Source organism: Rhizobium sp. NZLR1b (assembly GCF_019685155.1).
GTDB lineage: Bacteria > Pseudomonadota > Alphaproteobacteria > Rhizobiales > Rhizobiaceae > Rhizobium.
Genome location: NZ_JABDWC010000023.1, coordinates 29,174 through 45,416, shown reverse-complemented (window position 1 = coordinate 45,416; position 16,243 = coordinate 29,174). Strand labels below are relative to the sequence as shown.

Here is a 16,243-nt window from a genome sequence, read left to right as displayed (position 1 = left end):
CACAGTTGGATGCCGTTTACAGAAAGAGTGACGAGCGGCTGCAATAAAAGATCACGCCACGGCCATGCGCCGATGCTGCATTGGGGTCCGACCCATGACGCGCCGGAACGCGGTGCTGAACGCGGCTTCGGATTCATAGCCGACGGAAAAGCCGATCGCCGCGACGCTGTCGCCGCTGCGATGCAGGCGATCGGCGGCGAGCCGCATCCGCCAGCCGGCCAGATAGTCGAGCGGCGTCTGTCCTACGACATCGCGGAAGCGTTCGGCGAAGGTGGTACGCGACATGCTGGCGAGATCAGCAAACTCCACCAGCGTCCAGCGGCGCTCCGGCTCGGCGTGCATCGCGCCGAGCGCGCGGGTCAGCCGCTGGTCGGCCAGCGCCCCCAGCCAGCCGGAATGTTTGCCGGAGGCGAGCCAAAGCCGCAGGACCTGAAGCAGCATGATCTGCGCGAGGTGATCGGCCATCAGCGTGCCGCCGGGCGATCCGTGCTTCAGTTCCAACGCCAGTTGTTCCAGCGCCCAGCGCAGCACCGCTGCCTGATTGGAAGCGTCTCGGACATGGACGATGGCCGGCAGCGCACCGAACAGCAGCCCGGCATGATCGCCCTCGAACGCGAAGCGCCCACCGATCAGGAAGAAATCGCCGCCACCATTGCAGGTCGCGATCCCGTCCGCCGCCTTGTCGTAGATCGTCGCGGAGTCGATGGCCGGCGGCGCCCTGTCGGTGGCGAACAGGAACGGCCGGCCACGGGTCAGCAAGAAACAATCTCCGGCCTCGATCCGCAGCGGTTCGGCTTCGCCATCCACCGACACCCAGCAGGCCCCCTTTATCACGGTGTTGAACTTGATGCCTTCATGGGCCGGGAATCGGATCGCCCATTCACCGCCAGCATCGAGGCCGGCGCTGATCGCGGTCTTGGGCCTCAGCAGGGAAAGAACGTCCGACAAAGGGTCCAAAGGGGAAAGTCCGTATTATCGCCAAAGATAATCGGACTATACCGTATGGATCGTTCAGCCACCATCTCTCATCTTCTCCGAAGCAACCGCGACCGCCGCCGCATCGTGCGGGGCCGTCCTCAACATCGGAGAACCACCATGATCGATCGTCAGAAACCCTTGGGCTCGGGCTTTGGAGCGCGAACCACCGCTTCCGATGTGCTGGCCAGCGTCGATCTCACCGGCAAACGTGCGATCGTCACCGGCGGTCATTCCGGCCTCGGGCTGGAAACCGCTAAGGCGCTGACGGCGGCCGGCGCGGAGGTGATCGTCGCCGCGCGAAACCCGGAAGCGGCACGGGCGGCGACGCGCGATCTTGCCAATGTGACGGCGGAGGCGCTCGACTTGGGAGACCTTGCCAGCGTCGATCTGTTCGCCAAACACATTCTCGCTTCCGGCTCCCACATCGACATGCTCATCAATAACGCGGGCATCATGGCCTGCCCGGAGACGCGGGTGGGACCGGGATGGGAAGCGCAGTTCGCCACCAACCATCTCGGGCATTTTGCGCTGACGAACCTGCTCTGGCCGTTGCTCGAAGGCGGCGCGCGCGTCGTCTCCGTGTCTTCCGCCGGCCATCACGCTTCGCCGATCCGCTGGGACGGTGTGCAGTTCACGCGCGGCTATGACAAATGGCTGGCCTATGGGCAGTCAAAGACGGCGAATGCCCTGTTCGCGGTTCAGCTCGACCGGCTCGGCCGGGACCACGGCATCCGGGCCTTCTCGCTCCATCCCGGCAAGATCTTCACGCCGCTCCAGCGTCACCTGACGCAAACCGAGATGACAGCCGCAGGCTGGCTCGACGAAAGCGGCGCACCGGCCGATCCGACCTTCAAGACGCCGGCGCAGGGTGCTGCGACGCAGGTATGGGCCGCGACGTCGTCGCAACTCGATGGCCTTGGCGGTCTTTATTGCGAGGACTGCGATATCGCTGCCCGGGCGGAAGCGGCAGGCGAACCGTTTGTCGGCGTCAAAGCCTATGCGGCGGACGCGGGCGAAGCCGAACGATTGTGGAATCTGTCGGCGGAGCTGACGCAAATCGGGCTGCGCTGACGCGCTGGATGGGAAGATGCGCTGGGGGCGGAAGAATGGGCGGGAAGCGTCGGCGGCGGGCAATGACCATCTTCGTGGCATTCCACTGATTTCCCTTCGCCATGCCGTCGTCGTCGCCGAAGTGCTCAACTTCCATCACGCCGCCAATGTGCTGGGCACGACACAATCGAGCGTCAGCGCCCGGATCAAGGGACTGGAAGACGCACTCGGCGTTCTGCTGTTCGAGCGGCGTCATCGCGGTGTCCGGCTGACCGAAGCCGGGCGTCACTTCGTCGCCGAGGTGTCGGCCGGGATCGCCCAGCTCGACCATGCGGTGCGCACGGCAGGCGCGATGCTGGACGGGACGGAATGGCATCTGGCGATCGGGCTCCACAGCTCGACAAACCGATCTGACCCTCCGTCGATACTGGAGTTTCCGGATCCTCTAGTTAGCCAGCCTTCGCGAAACGCTGGCCTGAGAACTCGCAGTCGATCGACTTCCGCCGACAGCTGATCGAGCCCTATTTCGCTTGGATCAGGGTCGGACCGCCATGGTCGCAGTGTTGCCAGCCCTTGAGGGCCCGACTGGATTTCATGCAATCCCCATTGCCCAAGCGTGAACGCGAGCTCTTGATCCACCATTTCAATCGTTCCTGTGATCTCGGTGTCAGCTGAGCAGCATCTTCGGCGGCAAGATCGTCGCGGCGAAACCAAATCGCACGACTTGCTCCGTTGTACGTGGTGCGCTCCAAACGGAAACATCGTCCTCCGCATAAGGTGAAAGGCGGCCCGTTAGCTCGTCGGCGTTAGCTGCGAGCTTGTCAGCCAGCGGGCTGTTTCCTGCTCGATCCGCCCAGACGTGCCCGGCCTGCTCGATTTCCCGCAGTCCGGGCAGTCTGATTGGCAAACTCTCTCGCCATAGATGAGATAATCTTGCGACGGCCCCTGCGGCTCCTTCGAGATCGCCATGCCGATAGATGGCGACGGCGTCTACAAACGCGCTTTTGAGGCGGCTTGCATTGACCCATTGTGTCAGGGATTTTTCCTCAAAGCCCCGATAGTATTCGGCATATTTGCTCGCCAAACGCATGTGAAACGCGTGTGCTTGGGGGGTTAGGGATGCGCGCATATGCTGGACCTCAGCCAGGACTGCATCCCACCTGGAAAGTGCCCCCGTCCGAGCCTCATCCTCAGACACACCATCCGTTAGTTTAGCTATAGCCCCCAGGTGCGACCTGACGGCAAAGCATACCTCGGTTTCGAGCTTGCTCAAACCATCAAGTCTGACGCGTCCGAGTGCGCTTCTGATGTCGACCCCGGAGCGAGCACGATCACTCAATTTCCAGAGGAGACCAATAGTGTCTTCGTAGTCCGGATTAGACACCGATATATGCGACTCGGACATGTTCGTTATCCTTCATGTCGGTAGCCATGCCTTGAAGAGAAATTCGTCCCTGCTCCAGGACTGCGGCCTTTGCGCTCAGACCCAATGCCACATTGGCATTCTGCTCCACGAGAAGAACCGACTTGCCCTCGGCATTGATCGACCTGATCACCTCGGCCATCGCAGCGACCATCACTGGCGAAAGACCCATCGACGGTTCATCCATCAAAACGAGTTTTGGTGCAGCCATGATAGCCCGCCCGATCGCCAGCATCTGCTGCTCACCGCCGCTTAACGTGTTGGCGTATTGCTTGCGCCGTTCGGCAAGCCTTGGGAAGACGCTACAGATGTTGTCGTAGTCGCGCTTGACCGCGACGTGATCACGCCTGAGATAAGCGCCGATCTTGAGGTTTTCATCGACCGTGAGCTCTGGAAAGACGTGACGACCTTCCGGGACATGGGCGATACCGCGTTCGACGATCGCCTTTGGCGTAAGGCTCTCGATCGCCTCTCCCTCGAACAAAATACTCCCTGAACTTGGTCTGACGAGACCGGAGATCGAGCGCATGATCGTGCTCTTGCCGGCGCCATTGGAGCCGATGATACAATTGATGCCATGGTCAAAGGACAGCGAAATATCGTGGACCGCAGCGACACGACCGTAGTGGACGACCAGGTTGCGAAGCTCTATCATGCGGTAGTTCCCAGATAGGCGGACATCACTTCAGGATGGCGTCGAACATGTTCAGGCGTACCTTCCGTCAGCACACGACCGAAGTTTAAAACAGTGATGACGTCGCAAAGGCGCATGACTGTGCGCATATCGTGCTCCACCAGTACTACCGTCGTGCCGCTCTTGCGGATTTCCCGAAGCATTTCGACCAGGCGGTCCTTTTCACTGGCTGTCATGCCGGTAAAAGGTTCGTCCAGCAGAAGGACGCGCGGCTTGGCGGCAAGCGCGATCGCAATGCCAAGAACCCGCTGTTGGCCGTGAGACAGATCGCGTGCTGCACTGTGTTTCAGGTCCGTCAGCCGTGAGAAAACAAGGAGCCGCTCGACTTCGTCGCGCCTTGATTTTGCATAGGCATTGCTCTCCACAATCCAATCGACCCAAGAGCTCGATGCCTTTGCCAAGAGGCCGTTGCCAATATTCTGCTCCACCGTCTGTTCGGGAAAAAGCACGGTCCCTTGGAAGGTGCGCACCAGTCCGTTGCGTGCGCGAAGACTGGTCGATAGCGACGTGACGTCCTTGCCATCCAATTCGACACGGCCGGCGGTCGGACGATAAAAGCCCGTAATGAGGCTAAATAGGGTGGTCTTACCCGCACCGTTCGGCCCGATCAGCCCGTGAATGCTTCCACGCTGGACACTGAACGTCACGTCGTTGACAGCCGTAAGCCCGCCGAACTTTTTAGTGACTCCATGTAACGATAGGATTGTCATCACGCATCTCCTTTCGAAGGCGCTGCCATACCACTTGGAGTGCCGGGCGTTTGCTTGGCTACCGGAACTGCGGCAAAGCCGATCAGTCGTTCCAATCCTTGCGGCCAGAAGAGCATGACCAAGATGAGAATGACGCCGTAAACGCCAGGCCGCAATTCGTCGGCAAAACGCAAGGACTCGTCAAATCCCATCAACAAGATGCCTCCCAGGATCACACCATAGAAGGAGCGTGTCCCGCCAACGATTGCCCAGATCATCAGATAAAGTGCGAAGTTGAGGTTGAAGCGGTTGGGCGTAACGGTTCCGAAGGCATAGGCAAGCAGGACGCCAGCAACGCCTGCAAATACGGCTGATATGACGAAGGCAATGCGGCGATATCTCCTGGTGTCGATCCCAACGGCCTGAGCAAGCACGTCTTGCTGCTCAATCGTCCGCCAGATTTGCCCCAAACGCGACTGTTCGATGCTCCAGATGACGAGGAGAGAGACGACGCAAACCGTCAGCGCAAGATAGAAGAACGCTGCGGGGTGCCCAAAGTCGATGGCGAAATTGCCGATACGCAGAAAGGGCGGAGAGATGCCCGAAAAGCCCCGCGTGCCGCCGAAATAGTTAAATTTGCGCCAGAGCAGGCGAACGGCTTCCGCAGCGCCGAACGTCCCCATCAGGAAGTAGAAGCCGCGCATCTTCAGGAGAGGAAAGCTGAGGACTGCCGCAACTAAGCCTGCCACTAGAGCACCGGCAAGAAGCGACACCATGAAGGGTGCTCCCCAGTCCTTGACGAGGATCGCGGCTGTATAGGCGCCCACGCCCTGAAGGACGACGTGGGCGAAGGACCATTCGCCCGTGAGCACAACAATGCGATAGCTCGACAACATGAGCACCATGATCACGATTTCGGTGGAGAAGGAGACGTAGTAGTCTCCCGTCACCGCAGGGATCATGGCAGCCGCAGCAAGCGCTAGAACCGCGGCACCGAGACCAATTTTTTTCCGAGCGTCCATGAGTTAAACTTTCTGCGCCTTACCCATCAGTCCGCTTGGCATGACGATGAGCACGACGAGCATCAGGCACAGGCCCGCAATGCTGGCGATGGTGCTGTCAAAGTACGCTGAGACGAAGGTGAAGAACGTCGAGTAGATGATTGCAGCCAGGATCGCACCCTCCATGGAGCCGATCCCGCCAAGAATGATCACAATGAAGGCGGTGATGATGATGGGCTGACCCATGTAGGGGCTGACCCGAACGATCGGAGCCATCAATCCACCGGCAACACCGGCAAGCGCTGCACTGAGCGCCATCGCCATCAGCGAAATAGTGCCGATCGAAATCCCCTGCAGGCAGGCGGCGTCACGGTCCTGCGCAACGGCGCGAAGCGCCCAGCCGAACCGGGTCGTCCGCAACAAAATTGTCAGACCGCCAAGCAGAACGATCGCGGCCGCGATCACGAACAGGCGGTGAAGTGGCATATTGGCGCCGGCAATTTTTACGACGCCCGTAAACGGGCTATCGACCAGGTAATTCGCGTTCACGCCAAAGAGCCAGGCGGCTGCCGTCTGCAACACCAGCAAAACGCCAATGGTCACAATCAGTGGCCCCAAGGGGTTTCCCTTAAGTCGTCGAAAGAGGAAGAACTCCATGAACGCGCCAATGGCGGCGGTGAGCACAATGGCGGCGACAAGACCCACCGCGTAACCGGCTCCAAGGTGGGTGCCGAAGTACCAAGTGGCGTAAGCGCCGACCATATAAAGCTCGCCATGGGCGAAGTTTTCGATGCGCATTACGCCGAAAATCAGAGCAAGACCGACCACAACGAGCGCGGAAGCCGCGCTCGCCATAGCGGAATTGAGAAGAGTCTCAATCAAGAACTGCATGTCAATCCACCGCCAGTCCGTCTTATCGCTTCTGATCGGGCATGAGTTGCTCTTCGCGCCAGCGCTTCAGGAAAACGTCCTTGTGCGCATCGTACCATGCAACCTGGTCGCCGACGTCGACGATGTTGACCTTGCCATCCTTGACGGCGACGACCGGCCAGTTTCCGACCAGTGCGCTGTCGGCTCCAAAAAGTTCCTTGCCCCACCACCGCGCCTTGCCAAAGATATGCTGCGGCGGGTTGGCCTTCATGCTGGCAAGAACCTCGTCGGCATCGAAGGAACCAGCGCCCTCAACACCCTGCTTCCACACCTGAAGCGCTGCAGGGAATTCCCACGACGTGTTGTTCCATTCTTTCGGATAGGCCTTGATGAAATCCTGGTAAAATCCGGCGGGGTCGTCGAAGCCGCTTGCCGTTTTTGCGATCGAGGGATCGTCGAAGCGCGGGAAGAATGCGATCGATCCCTCCATGAACTCCTTGCTGGTGCGCGCGACCATGTCGGGCAAAAGCTCGAAACCTGCATGCAGGATCTTGCCTTTGAAGCCCTGCGTGAACAGTTGCTCAACGAGAAGAAGCGCGACAGAGGGGTAGGTGGTATCGATGCAGGCCACATCTGGCTTGGCCGAAAGCATGGCACTCACGACAGGCGCAAAGTCCGTCGTGGAATTGTCGAAATATTGATCGGCGACGATCTGAAAATCGTGGGCGTCAAAGCCGGCGCGCCATGCCGCAAGCGAGGAGCGTCCCGTGACGTCATCCTGCGCGCAAAGCGCAACCGTCTTGGCTGCAGGTTCTGTCTTGCGCAGATATTGGACGCCAAGACCAAAATAAAACGGATGAATTTCAACCGGTGCGATCAGATACTTTGCGTCGGCATTGAGGTCCGACACGTAGAGCGTCGACGTCAGCATCTTGTTGCGGTTCGAAAAATCTTGAAGGGCCGACCAGTCGTCGCCGCCGATGACCATGGTGAATTTCACATCCTGATCCACGAAGGCGCGTGCACCTTGCAGGGTCTTCTCGGCAATGTAGGCTCCATCGAAGGAGACGACCTCGACGCTGTATTTTTCACCTTTCACGGTCAAGCCACCGGCCTTGTTGAGACGATTGGCCCAGATTTCCGCGCCATTCTTGGCCGGCAGGCCCCAGAGGGACAGGTCACCGGTCTCGGGAACCAGCGCGCCGACTTTGACGGTCTTGTCTGCAGCGCGCAAAATTGATGGCATTGCCAGCAGTGTAGTACCAGCCGCAGCCGAAATCAGGGCCTGGCGACGGGTTAAAGAAAGGGACTTGCTCAAGACGTGCTCTCCTCTGAATTGATTTTCAATCTTATTGACCAGCTGTACTGTTAATTTGACTGGTGCGTCAGATTATGAACTAATCAGTCGAATTCGCAAGTGGATTCGTAACGCAAAAGTACACGCCCCTTTGAGGCGGAATGGCGCAGTTCGCACGGGCCGGGGCCGGCATGACGATCGCGGTGAGGTCAGGGAGACATGGAAGGATGAGTATGGAGTTCGATTTCATCGTGGTTGGCGCGGGGTCTGCCGGATGCGCTGTGGCGTCACGGCTGTCGCAGGATCCATCATGCTCGGTTCTCTTGCTGGAGGCGGGCGGTGATCACAACAACTGGGCAGTGGACATGCCTCTCGCGGTTGAGAGGCTGCTCGGTGAAGATCCTCGCAACTGGAATTTCCTGACCGAACACGAGCCATATTTGAACGGCCGAAGGGTCGTACATCCGCGAGGCCGGCTGCTTGGTGGCTCCTCGTCGATCAACGGCATGGTCTATACCAGAGGACATCCGCTTGATTTCGAGAGCTGGAAGCAAGAGGCAGGCTGCCATGGCTGGGGCTATACCGACGTTCTTCCCTACTTCAAGCGCGCCGAAACTTGTCTCGCTGGAGGAGATACCTACCGCGGTAGCGATGGTCCGCTGATGGTCACCAAGCCTGATCTCAGCCGCGAGCCGTTAAACAGTGCGTTCATGAAAGCTGGAGAGGAGGCCGGGTATCCGGCAACGCCCGACAGCAATGGCTACCAGATGGAGGGTTTTGGCCCCAATGAGCAGACGATCTTTCAAGGCCGGCGCTGGAGCGCGGCGCGCGCCTATCTCGACGGGGCAAGGAAGCGTCGCAATCTTAAGGTCGTCCGCGACGTCCTGGTTGACAAGGTTGCATTAACACGGGGCCGGGCCACGGACGTTGTCTATTTTAATGGCCAGCAGCGATCGGTTGCGCGAGCAAGGCGAGAGATCATTTTGTCGGCCGGGTCTTTTGGCACCCCGGCAATCCTGCTGCGTTCAGGAATCGGACCGGCCGAGGAGTTGCGCGACCTCGGCATCGATCCTCTGATTGCCTCGCCGGACGTCGGTCGAAACCTGCAGGATCATCCTGATGTCACGATTCAGTTTTGGGCCGCAGGCTCGGTCGGTCTATTCTCCGCCACACGAGGTGTCAGAAAGATCATGACGGGCCTGCAATGGTTCTCGCTGAAATCCGGCCTTGCCGCGAGCAACCAGTTTGAAGCCGCCGCCTATCTGAGGACCCGTGCCGGCATCCCATATCCAAACCTGAAGCTTGAGTTGCTGCCGCTTGCCTTTCAGCATGACAGCTTTGATCCGCATCCAGGACCATCCTTCCAGATCCACATGACGCTGCTTCGTGCCGAAAGCCGGGGCCGTGTCGCCCTCGTGAGCGCAAACCCCGTACAGTTGCCATCAGTGGTGTTCAACTATCTCCAGGATCCCCGCGACATCATGGTCCTGCGCGAAGCCATCCGGCTTACCCGGGAAATCGTCGCTCAACCGGCATTCCAGGGACTGGCGAGGGCGGAGATTGCGCCGGGCCGTGATGTTCAGGCCGATGACGCGATCGACGCCTGGCTGAGGGATCACGTTGCGACTGCCTACCACCCGGCTGGGACGTGCAGAATGGGCAACGACGCGGCAAGTGTCGTCGATCCGGATCTCAAAGTGCGAGGCGTCGATGGATTAAGGATAGCTGATGCCTCGATCATGCCGCTTGAGGTCAGTGCCAACCTCAATGCGTCGACCATCATGATCGGCGAAAAAGCCGCCGACCTGATCCTCGGCGGGGCTCTTGCACCGCAGTCCGCCCCCTTCTGGACCAATCCAAATTGGGAAACCGCGCAGCGCTGAAACGCGACATACGCACTAAACAAAAAAACTGACCCACTGGACAGATTTTTCATGCTCCGGTACCAATGGCAGGGACGATAAGCGTAAAAGTGCCCTCCCGCTAAGTTGAGGGCGCCGTCCAGGGGAGATGTCCACCCTTGCGCCGGCAAACAAGAGGATCATGAGGATGGATCATTTTTCGAAGTTTTTTATTGATGGCGCCTGGATAGAGCCGTTTTCCGCTCGCTTCATGGATGTCATCGATCCTGCCACCGAGAAACCTTTCGCACGCATCGCTCTCGGGTCCGCAGACGATGTTGATGCCGCCGTTAAGGCCGCACGGCGCGCCTTTGACGCCTATTCCCAAACGTCGGTTTCGGACCGAATTGCGTTTTTCAAACGCGTGCTCGATATCTTCAAGCGCCGTCAGCATGAAATCGCCGATATCGTCACGCGGGAAATGGGCTCGCCAATCACTTTCAGCATCGAAGCTCAAACGGCGACCTGCGTCGCACATCTCGAAGCCATTATGGAGATCCTCGGCAATTACAACTTCCAAGAGCAAAGTGGCACGACCCTGATCGCCAAGGAGCCGATAGGCGTTGTTGGTCTCATTACGCCTTGGAACTGGCCGATCAATCAGGTCATCTGCAAGGTGCTTCCCGCGCTTGCCGCAGGCTGCACGATCGTCTTGAAGCCCAGCGAAGTCGCGCCGCTGGATGCCACGATTTTTGCCGAGATCCTCGACGAGGCCGGTCTCGCGTCTGGCGTCTTCAATCTAGTCAATGGCGAGGGGCCGATCGTCGGCGAAGCCATGTCTTCTCACCCCGATATCGACATGGTTTCCTTTACCGGTTCGACCCGTGCCGGCGTGCGTGTCGCCAAAGCTGCCGCCGACACTGTCAAGCGTGTGACTCAGGAATTGGGTGGCAAGTCCGCCAACATCCTGCTCGATGACGTCGACCTATCAACGGCTGTGCGGGATGGCGTCATAGCCTGCTTTGCAAATAGCGGCCAGTCGTGTGACGCGCCGACGCGCATGCTGGTGCACCGGTCCTCTTACGCGGAGGCGCTCGATATTGCAGAGGCAACAGCGCGCGGGCAGGCCGTCGGCAATCCGGCCGATCCCGCAACCATTCTCGGTCCGGTCGCAAGCGAAATGCAGTTTTCGAAAATCCAGACGTTGATCGGGAAAGGTATCGAGGAAGGGGCGACGGTCATCTGCGGCGGCGTTGGTAAACCAGACGGTCTCGATGTTGGATACTATGTCCGGCCGACGATTTTCGGTCATGTCTCGAATGACATGGCGATCGCCAGGGAGGAAATCTTTGGTCCCGTTCTTTGCATCTTGCCATATGACGATGAAGAGGACGCGATCCGCATCGCTAACGACACCCCCTATGGCCTAGCAGCCTATGTGCAATCGGCCGATATCCAACGAGCACGGAAAGTCGCACGGAAGTTACGGGCCGGCTCCGTCTACATCAACTATCCCGACTGGGATGCAGTCGCACCTTTCGGCGGTTACAAGCAATCGGGCAATGGTCGGGAAGCCGGACACCATTCCCTGAGCGAATATTTGGAGATCAAGGCGATGGTCGGTCACGGATAGTTTCGCGATAACGTATCGAAGATCACAAACGGCGACCAAATCCGGCTTTGGCCGCCGTTCTTTTTCCTTAGGTATGTCGGAAGGAAGGCGCGTCGGAAGGTGCAAGGGGCCCAAGACCCAGAATGAGGTCGGCCGCCTTTTCCGCGATCATGATGGTCGGGGCATTGGTGTTGCCGTTTGTCGGCCGCGGCATGACCGATGCATCAACGACCCTCAGCCCCTTGATGCCGTGCACGCGCAATTGCCCATCCACAACACAGTCAGGCCCATCTCCCATTCGGCAGGTCCCGGCGTAGTGGTACCCGGTTTCGGCATGGGCGCGAATGTATTCATCCAGGAGAGTATCATCGTCGAGCGTCTTGTTGGGATGGATGCGTTCGCCGCGATATTCGCTGAGCGTTGGCATTTCCAGGATTTCGAAAGACCGCCGGATTGCTGCACGCGCCTCGACCCAGTCACGCTGTTCCGACAGGTAATTCGGTTGAATGACGGGATGGTCCTCGGGATTCCGTGATTTCAGGGAGATCCATCCGCGGCTTTCAGGCAGGCCAGGGCTAAGATGAACCTGGAAACTATGGCCCGGAGCAGAAACGCGACCGCTATATTCGGCCGCGAGCGCCACGAAATGCAGGTGAACGTCCGCATAGGCTTTCGACGGCGTCGATCGTAGGAAACCGCCGGCCTCGAAGAAATTGGATGCGCCAAGCCCGGTTTGGTTGGCAAGCCATTGGGCGCCAATCATCGCCTGCTTCAAGGGTTTGGTTGCACCATAGTAGGAAAGTGGTTTCGTGCATTTGTATGACACGATCCATTCGAGGTGATCGCCGAGGTTCTTGCCGACACCGTTAAGGTCGATCACCGGTTCGATACCCTTCGATCTCAGATCGTCGGCGTTGCCAATCCCCGACAGCATCAACAGCTGTGGTGACTGGATTGCGCCGGCACAGAGAATGATCTCGCGCTCGACGTGGGCGGTCTGAGTCTTCCCTTCGCTTCTGTAGGCCACGCTTTCGGAGCGGCGGTTTTGAAAGTTCAACTGCCCGACCATCGCCCCAGTCACGACCGTCAGGTTGGGACGGGTTTTCATGATCGGGTGCAGATAGGCGCGCGAAGCGCTTTCGCGGATCCCGTTGTGAATCGTCGCGTCGAAATAGCCAAAACCTTCCTGGCGAAAGCCATTCACGTCGGGGGTGTGCTGGTGCCCCGCCTCGTAGGCCGCCTGCAGGAAAATCTCGTAAAGGGGACTTTCTGGCTTGCCACGCGACACATGCAGCGGCCCGGTAGAGCCGCGATAGTCATCGCCGCCTTCCGAGTACGTCTCCGAACGCCTGAAATAAGGTAGGCAGTGCGCATAGTCCCAGTCGTCCAAGCCCTCGTCGAGAGCCCAGTTGTCGAAGTCCATCGCGTTTCCACGCACGTAGACCATGCCGTTGATTGTCGAAGAGCCGCCCAAACCCTTTCCCCGGAAGAATGGCAACTGCCTATTGTTCAGCGCTTGCACTGGCTCGCTCAGGAACTGCCAGTTATAGGTCGGGCTGTTAAGAGGATAGACCAGTGCGGCTGGCATGGTAATCCTGAAGTCCCACCGACGGTCAGGACCGCCAGCTTCAAGCACCAAGACCTTCACGGCGGGGTCGGCGCTAAGCCGATTGGCAAGGACGCTCCCAGCGGATCCAGCTCCAATGATGACATAGTCAAATCGTTCGGCTACGGCCATGATATCGTTCCATAGATGACGTGGGACCTACAGATCGTGTGACCTCAACGTACATTTCGCCGGGATCCAGTTCTGACAGCCTCAGTTCCTGAAAGTCAGTTCGACTTCCTGATGAAAGTGCTGACTTGTGAGTTAAAAAAATAAACCCGTGGGTCAGAATATCGCAACAACAGCTTCCCGGTCAAGCGGCCTTGGGCCTTTACATATCGTCGTGCGATCGGACGCCAACATTGCTGGCAAAGGTCTCCAAAACATTGACTAGAGGGACAATTTAAAATACCCATTGGTCAGATCTATCAAAAACAGCGTGACGGAGAATCCAGATGCCGCGTCGGATCAATTTCATCAACCCGTTCGGGACCACAGCCTATGACGACCTCATCCAGGAAACGCTGACGCATTACGCCATGCAGGACACGCAGCTCGAGGTCACCCATCTCGAAGGCTGCCCGGCGGATATGGACTATTTTTATCCGAAGCACATGGTCGAAGCGGCTCTATTCGAAGCCGTCAGGAAATCCGAGGAAGATGGATTTGACGCTGTGATCGTCGGCTGCTGCTATGATCCGGGCGTTATGGTATCGCGTGAGCTGGTTAACATTCCGGTTATCGGTCCGTTCGAGGCAAGCTTGAACATGCTTTCCTTCTATGGACGCACCGCCGTCATTGTGGCTGATCATGTCAAAGCCGGTTCGCAGATGAAGGACAATGTCAAGCTCTACGGTGCCTCGGATAGGATCCTTGGCCTTGATGTGATCGACTGGTACGTCAAGGACATGGTACTGGACACCTCGGCGGTCGCCCATGCTGTCGTCGAACAAACCGCAAAGTCGATCGAGCGCACTGGAGCCGAAGCCGTCATTTTGAACTGCACCATCATCGCAGCCTCCTACCAGAAGTTCTTGATGGACGGCGGAGAGCCGGCACCGTTCCCGATCCTCAATCCCAATCTGATGGCGCTTGGCATGGCCGAAACACTTGCTAATCTTTACCAGAAGGGGAACTACCACGTTTCACGGCTTGGCTATTACGGTCAGCCGAAAGACCCCCACTTCCAGGCTGTCACAGAAGTCACCCGTCAGGCGTGGCGCAACGCAAAGTCGAACCTCGTGAGCAGCTACATTGCCGAATGAACAGCCGACGATCACTCGGTGAGGAACGATAAAGCCGCAACGGACAACCCGTCTGCGGCCTTTTCAGTTCTGGAATGCCGTTTGTTTCAAGGACGGGGGATGGCGCAGCGAGATCCTGGCCAGCATGGTCAACCCTGAAAGAGAACTTACTAATAAGGGGAGTGCCCAGCCCGGCCAGTGGCGTGTATGCCGTGTTTCGATCGCGGCATATGCACCCCTAACGGTGGCAAGGGGTGCTGCCGAGATCGTATCTGTTAGGTGGCCGTCCACCCGCCATCAATGGCAATCGCCTGGCCGGAGACGTAGCTTCCGGCATCTGTCGCCAGAAACAGAGCAACCGCAGCAACTTCGTGCGGCAAGCCCTTGCGCTTTGCCGGAACTAGCCGCTTGTATCCCTCCGGATCACTGCCGACGCCCTTTTGCATGTCGGGACCGTCGGCACCCAAGATGGCCGCAGAGTTACCGCGAATGTCGGTCTGGATTACGCCCGGGCAAATTGCGTTGACCGTGATCCCATACTGGCTGTGACTGACAGCGATCTGGCGTGTAAGGCCCACAACGCCAAATTTCGACGCCGTATAGGAGGCGCCATCCGCCGCACCACGTAGTCCGCCAACCGACGATGTGTTGATGATCCTGCCTGCGCCTTTTGCCATCATGTGCTTCAGTGCTGCCCGGCATCCGAAGAAGGTACCCTTCAGATTGATGTCGATAATCTGGTCCCAAAGTGCTTCAGTCGTCTCCAGACAATCGGCAAATCCGTCGAACACGCCGGCATTGTTCACCATGACGTCGATTGCGCCAAATCGCTCGACAGCGCCTTCCACCAGAGCGTTGACCTCTCCTTCCACGCGGACGTCGGTCTTCTGGAAAGAGACCTTCAAACCAGCTGCGACCAGTTCATCGGAAAATTTCGTCCCGACTTGGTCGAGGATCCCGCCGATGACAACGTTTGCGCCCGCCTCGGCCAAGGCGCGCGTGATGGCAGCGCCAATCCCGGTTTCTCCGCCGGTGATGACTGCTGTTCGTCCCGACAAGCTCAGTTCCATACCATTCTCCAATCATAGATCTGTTTTCGAGTGTCGCCGCGGGTGCGGCTCTAGCTATCTGGCAAATTGCGGCTTCGATGCATTCCAGACGCGTCGGGCATTATCGAACTCGTCCTTGAAATGCCCGGTGGGTTGCATGTAGAAGCCCTGGCGAGCCAGCTGATAGCCGCCTTTCTTGTGAAGATCGGCAAGTCCTTCCGCTATTTTCAGCGCCATCAGGTTGGGGTTGATGATTGGCACCTCCGAGGGACTGCCGCCGTCCATCAGGTACTCCTGGTAGATCGCTGCGATTATGGTGCAGCCCATGATGACGGTTTCGGCGCCGAAGCGCTCTGCGGCCTGTTTGGACAGGCGCACCACGTCCTTGGCAACGGCCTGGCGGTCATGGATCATGTCCTTAACGAACCAATCGATTGCATCGACGCCGCGAACCGTGTTGCCCTGGCCATTCAGGCGAGCCTGATCGTAGATATAGGGAACAGCCTTGCGGTGATCAGTCAGCACCATCGTTGAGTGTCCGTAGTAAGCCGCCATCTGAAACGATGCTTCAAGTGGGCCGATAACCGGAATGTCGACGAGCTCGCGCGCGATCCTGACGCCCGGATCGTAGAGGCAGCCGACGATCACGGCGTCGTATCCGGCTTCCTGCGCGACCATGATCTGCTCGAAGAGCGATTGTTCGATCATGTGTTTTGAATAGAAGAAATCGATGTCCGCCGGGGAATTGTCGAGATGCGTGACGTCAAGGGCCGTGCCCTCGGACGCGTAGTGCGACAACGTCTTTAGGATGATCGCGTCATAACTTTCCGACCCGAACGGATTGATGAAATTGATGCGTTTTGTCATTGGCGCTCACAAAAACGGACCA

General features: G+C 58.4%; 15 protein-coding genes. 5 read left to right on the top strand and 10 right to left on the bottom strand.

Annotated features, from left to right (window positions below; genetic code table 11):
• Positions 1-51 precede the first annotated feature (51 nt).
• Positions 52-957, bottom strand: a complete 906-nt coding sequence (locus HJB84_RS26280) for an AraC family transcriptional regulator (protein WP_221117336.1) — start codon at positions 955-957, stop codon at positions 52-54.
• 138 nt (positions 958-1,095) lie between these two features.
• On the opposite strand from HJB84_RS26280, the gene HJB84_RS26275 reads away from it, so the two are divergent.
• A complete protein-coding gene (locus tag HJB84_RS26275; protein WP_221117335.1) occupies positions 1,096-2,049 on the top strand; it encodes an SDR family NAD(P)-dependent oxidoreductase in 954 nt (317 codons plus the stop codon).
• Between the two features lie 16 nt (positions 2,050-2,065).
• Positions 2,066-2,542, top strand: coding sequence for a LysR family transcriptional regulator (locus tag HJB84_RS26270; RefSeq protein WP_221117334.1), 477 nt, complete (start codon positions 2,066-2,068; stop codon positions 2,540-2,542).
• 153 nt (positions 2,543-2,695) lie between these two features.
• Here the strand turns inward: HJB84_RS26270 and HJB84_RS26265 are convergent, their stop codons facing one another.
• From HJB84_RS26265 to HJB84_RS26240, 6 genes are read right to left on the bottom strand one after another with little or no spacing between them, the layout of a single operon-like run.
• On the bottom strand, positions 2,696-3,433 hold the full coding sequence (locus HJB84_RS26265; RefSeq protein ID WP_221117333.1) for a hypothetical protein: 738 nt from the start codon (positions 3,431-3,433) through the stop codon (positions 2,696-2,698).
• Entirely contained in the window at positions 3,405-4,106 is a 702-nt protein-coding gene (locus HJB84_RS26260; protein WP_221117332.1) for an ABC transporter ATP-binding protein, read from the bottom strand. Before HJB84_RS26260 ends, HJB84_RS26265 begins: the two co-directional genes overlap by 29 nt.
• The gene (locus tag HJB84_RS26255) at positions 4,103-4,855 is read right to left on the bottom strand and encodes an ABC transporter ATP-binding protein (protein WP_221117331.1); all 753 of its coding nucleotides are present in this window, start codon (positions 4,853-4,855) and stop codon (positions 4,103-4,105) included. The genes HJB84_RS26260 and HJB84_RS26255 overlap by 4 nt, the downstream gene beginning before the upstream one ends.
• Positions 4,855-5,856, bottom strand: a complete 1,002-nt coding sequence (locus tag HJB84_RS26250) for a branched-chain amino acid ABC transporter permease (RefSeq protein WP_221117330.1) — start codon at positions 5,854-5,856, stop codon at positions 4,855-4,857. Before HJB84_RS26250 ends, HJB84_RS26255 begins: the two co-directional genes overlap by 1 nt.
• A 3-nt stretch (positions 5,857-5,859) precedes the next feature.
• A complete protein-coding gene (locus HJB84_RS26245; protein ID WP_221117329.1) occupies positions 5,860-6,726 on the bottom strand; it encodes a branched-chain amino acid ABC transporter permease in 867 nt (288 codons plus the stop codon).
• A 22-nt stretch (positions 6,727-6,748) separates the two neighbouring features.
• Complete coding sequence (locus HJB84_RS26240; RefSeq protein WP_221117328.1) at positions 6,749-8,023, bottom strand: ABC transporter substrate-binding protein; 1,275 nt, start codon at positions 8,021-8,023, stop codon at positions 6,749-6,751.
• A gap of 212 nt (positions 8,024-8,235) precedes the next feature.
• Between HJB84_RS26240 and HJB84_RS26235 the strand changes: the two genes are divergently transcribed.
• Positions 8,236-9,885, top strand: coding sequence for a choline dehydrogenase (locus HJB84_RS26235; protein WP_259671174.1), 1,650 nt, complete (start codon positions 8,236-8,238; stop codon positions 9,883-9,885).
• 166 nt (positions 9,886-10,051) lie between these two features.
• A complete protein-coding gene (locus tag HJB84_RS26230; RefSeq protein ID WP_221117327.1) occupies positions 10,052-11,476 on the top strand; it encodes an aldehyde dehydrogenase family protein in 1,425 nt (474 codons plus the stop codon).
• A 67-nt stretch (positions 11,477-11,543) separates the two neighbouring features.
• Here HJB84_RS26230 and HJB84_RS26225 read toward each other — a convergent pair whose 3' ends face one another.
• Positions 11,544-13,193 (bottom strand): choline dehydrogenase, encoded by a 1,650-nt coding sequence (locus HJB84_RS26225; RefSeq protein ID WP_221117326.1) that lies wholly within the window; start codon positions 13,191-13,193, stop codon positions 11,544-11,546.
• A 323-nt stretch (positions 13,194-13,516) separates the two neighbouring features.
• Here HJB84_RS26225 and HJB84_RS26220 point away from each other — a divergent pair, with 323 nt between their 5' ends.
• Entirely contained in the window at positions 13,517-14,326 is an 810-nt protein-coding gene (locus HJB84_RS26220) for an aspartate/glutamate racemase family protein (protein WP_221117325.1), read from the top strand.
• 254 nt (positions 14,327-14,580) lie between these two features.
• Here HJB84_RS26220 and HJB84_RS26215 read toward each other — a convergent pair whose 3' ends face one another.
• Together HJB84_RS26215 and HJB84_RS26210 are read right to left on the bottom strand one after the other, a co-directional pair.
• On the bottom strand, positions 14,581-15,375 hold the full coding sequence (locus HJB84_RS26215; protein WP_207585961.1) for an SDR family NAD(P)-dependent oxidoreductase: 795 nt from the start codon (positions 15,373-15,375) through the stop codon (positions 14,581-14,583).
• 54 nt (positions 15,376-15,429) lie between these two features.
• Positions 15,430-16,221, bottom strand: coding sequence for an aspartate/glutamate racemase family protein (locus HJB84_RS26210; RefSeq protein WP_221117324.1), 792 nt, complete (start codon positions 16,219-16,221; stop codon positions 15,430-15,432).
• Positions 16,222-16,243: the final 22 nt, after the last annotated feature.

Bases quoted from the DNA above. Each gene is read 5' to 3' on its own strand.
- HJB84_RS26275 (WP_221117335.1), top strand. From the start codon at position 1,096: ATGATCGATCGTCAGAAACCCTTGGGCTCGGGCTTTGGAGCGCGAACC.
- HJB84_RS26270 (WP_221117334.1), top strand. From the start codon at position 2,066: ATGCGCTGGGGGCGGAAGAATGGGCGGGAAGCGTCGGCGGCGGGCAAT.
- HJB84_RS26265 (WP_221117333.1), bottom strand. From the start codon at position 3,433: ATGTCCGAGTCGCATATATCGGTGTCTAATCCGGACTACGAAGACACT.
- HJB84_RS26260 (WP_221117332.1), bottom strand. From the start codon at position 4,106: ATGATAGAGCTTCGCAACCTGGTCGTCCACTACGGTCGTGTCGCTGCG.
- HJB84_RS26255 (WP_221117331.1), bottom strand. From the start codon at position 4,855: ATGACAATCCTATCGTTACATGGAGTCACTAAAAAGTTCGGCGGGCTT.
- HJB84_RS26250 (WP_221117330.1), bottom strand. From the start codon at position 5,856: ATGGACGCTCGGAAAAAAATTGGTCTCGGTGCCGCGGTTCTAGCGCTT.
- HJB84_RS26245 (WP_221117329.1), bottom strand. From the start codon at position 6,726: ATGCAGTTCTTGATTGAGACTCTTCTCAATTCCGCTATGGCGAGCGCG.
- HJB84_RS26235 (WP_259671174.1), top strand. From the start codon at position 8,236: ATGGAGTTCGATTTCATCGTGGTTGGCGCGGGGTCTGCCGGATGCGCT.
- HJB84_RS26230 (WP_221117327.1), top strand. From the start codon at position 10,052: ATGGATCATTTTTCGAAGTTTTTTATTGATGGCGCCTGGATAGAGCCG.
- HJB84_RS26225 (WP_221117326.1), bottom strand. From the start codon at position 13,193: ATGGCCGTAGCCGAACGATTTGACTATGTCATCATTGGAGCTGGATCC.
- HJB84_RS26220 (WP_221117325.1), top strand. From the start codon at position 13,517: ATGCCGCGTCGGATCAATTTCATCAACCCGTTCGGGACCACAGCCTAT.
- HJB84_RS26215 (WP_207585961.1), bottom strand. From the start codon at position 15,375: ATGGAACTGAGCTTGTCGGGACGAACAGCAGTCATCACCGGCGGAGAA.
- HJB84_RS26210 (WP_221117324.1), bottom strand. From the start codon at position 16,221: ATGACAAAACGCATCAATTTCATCAATCCGTTCGGGTCGGAAAGTTAT.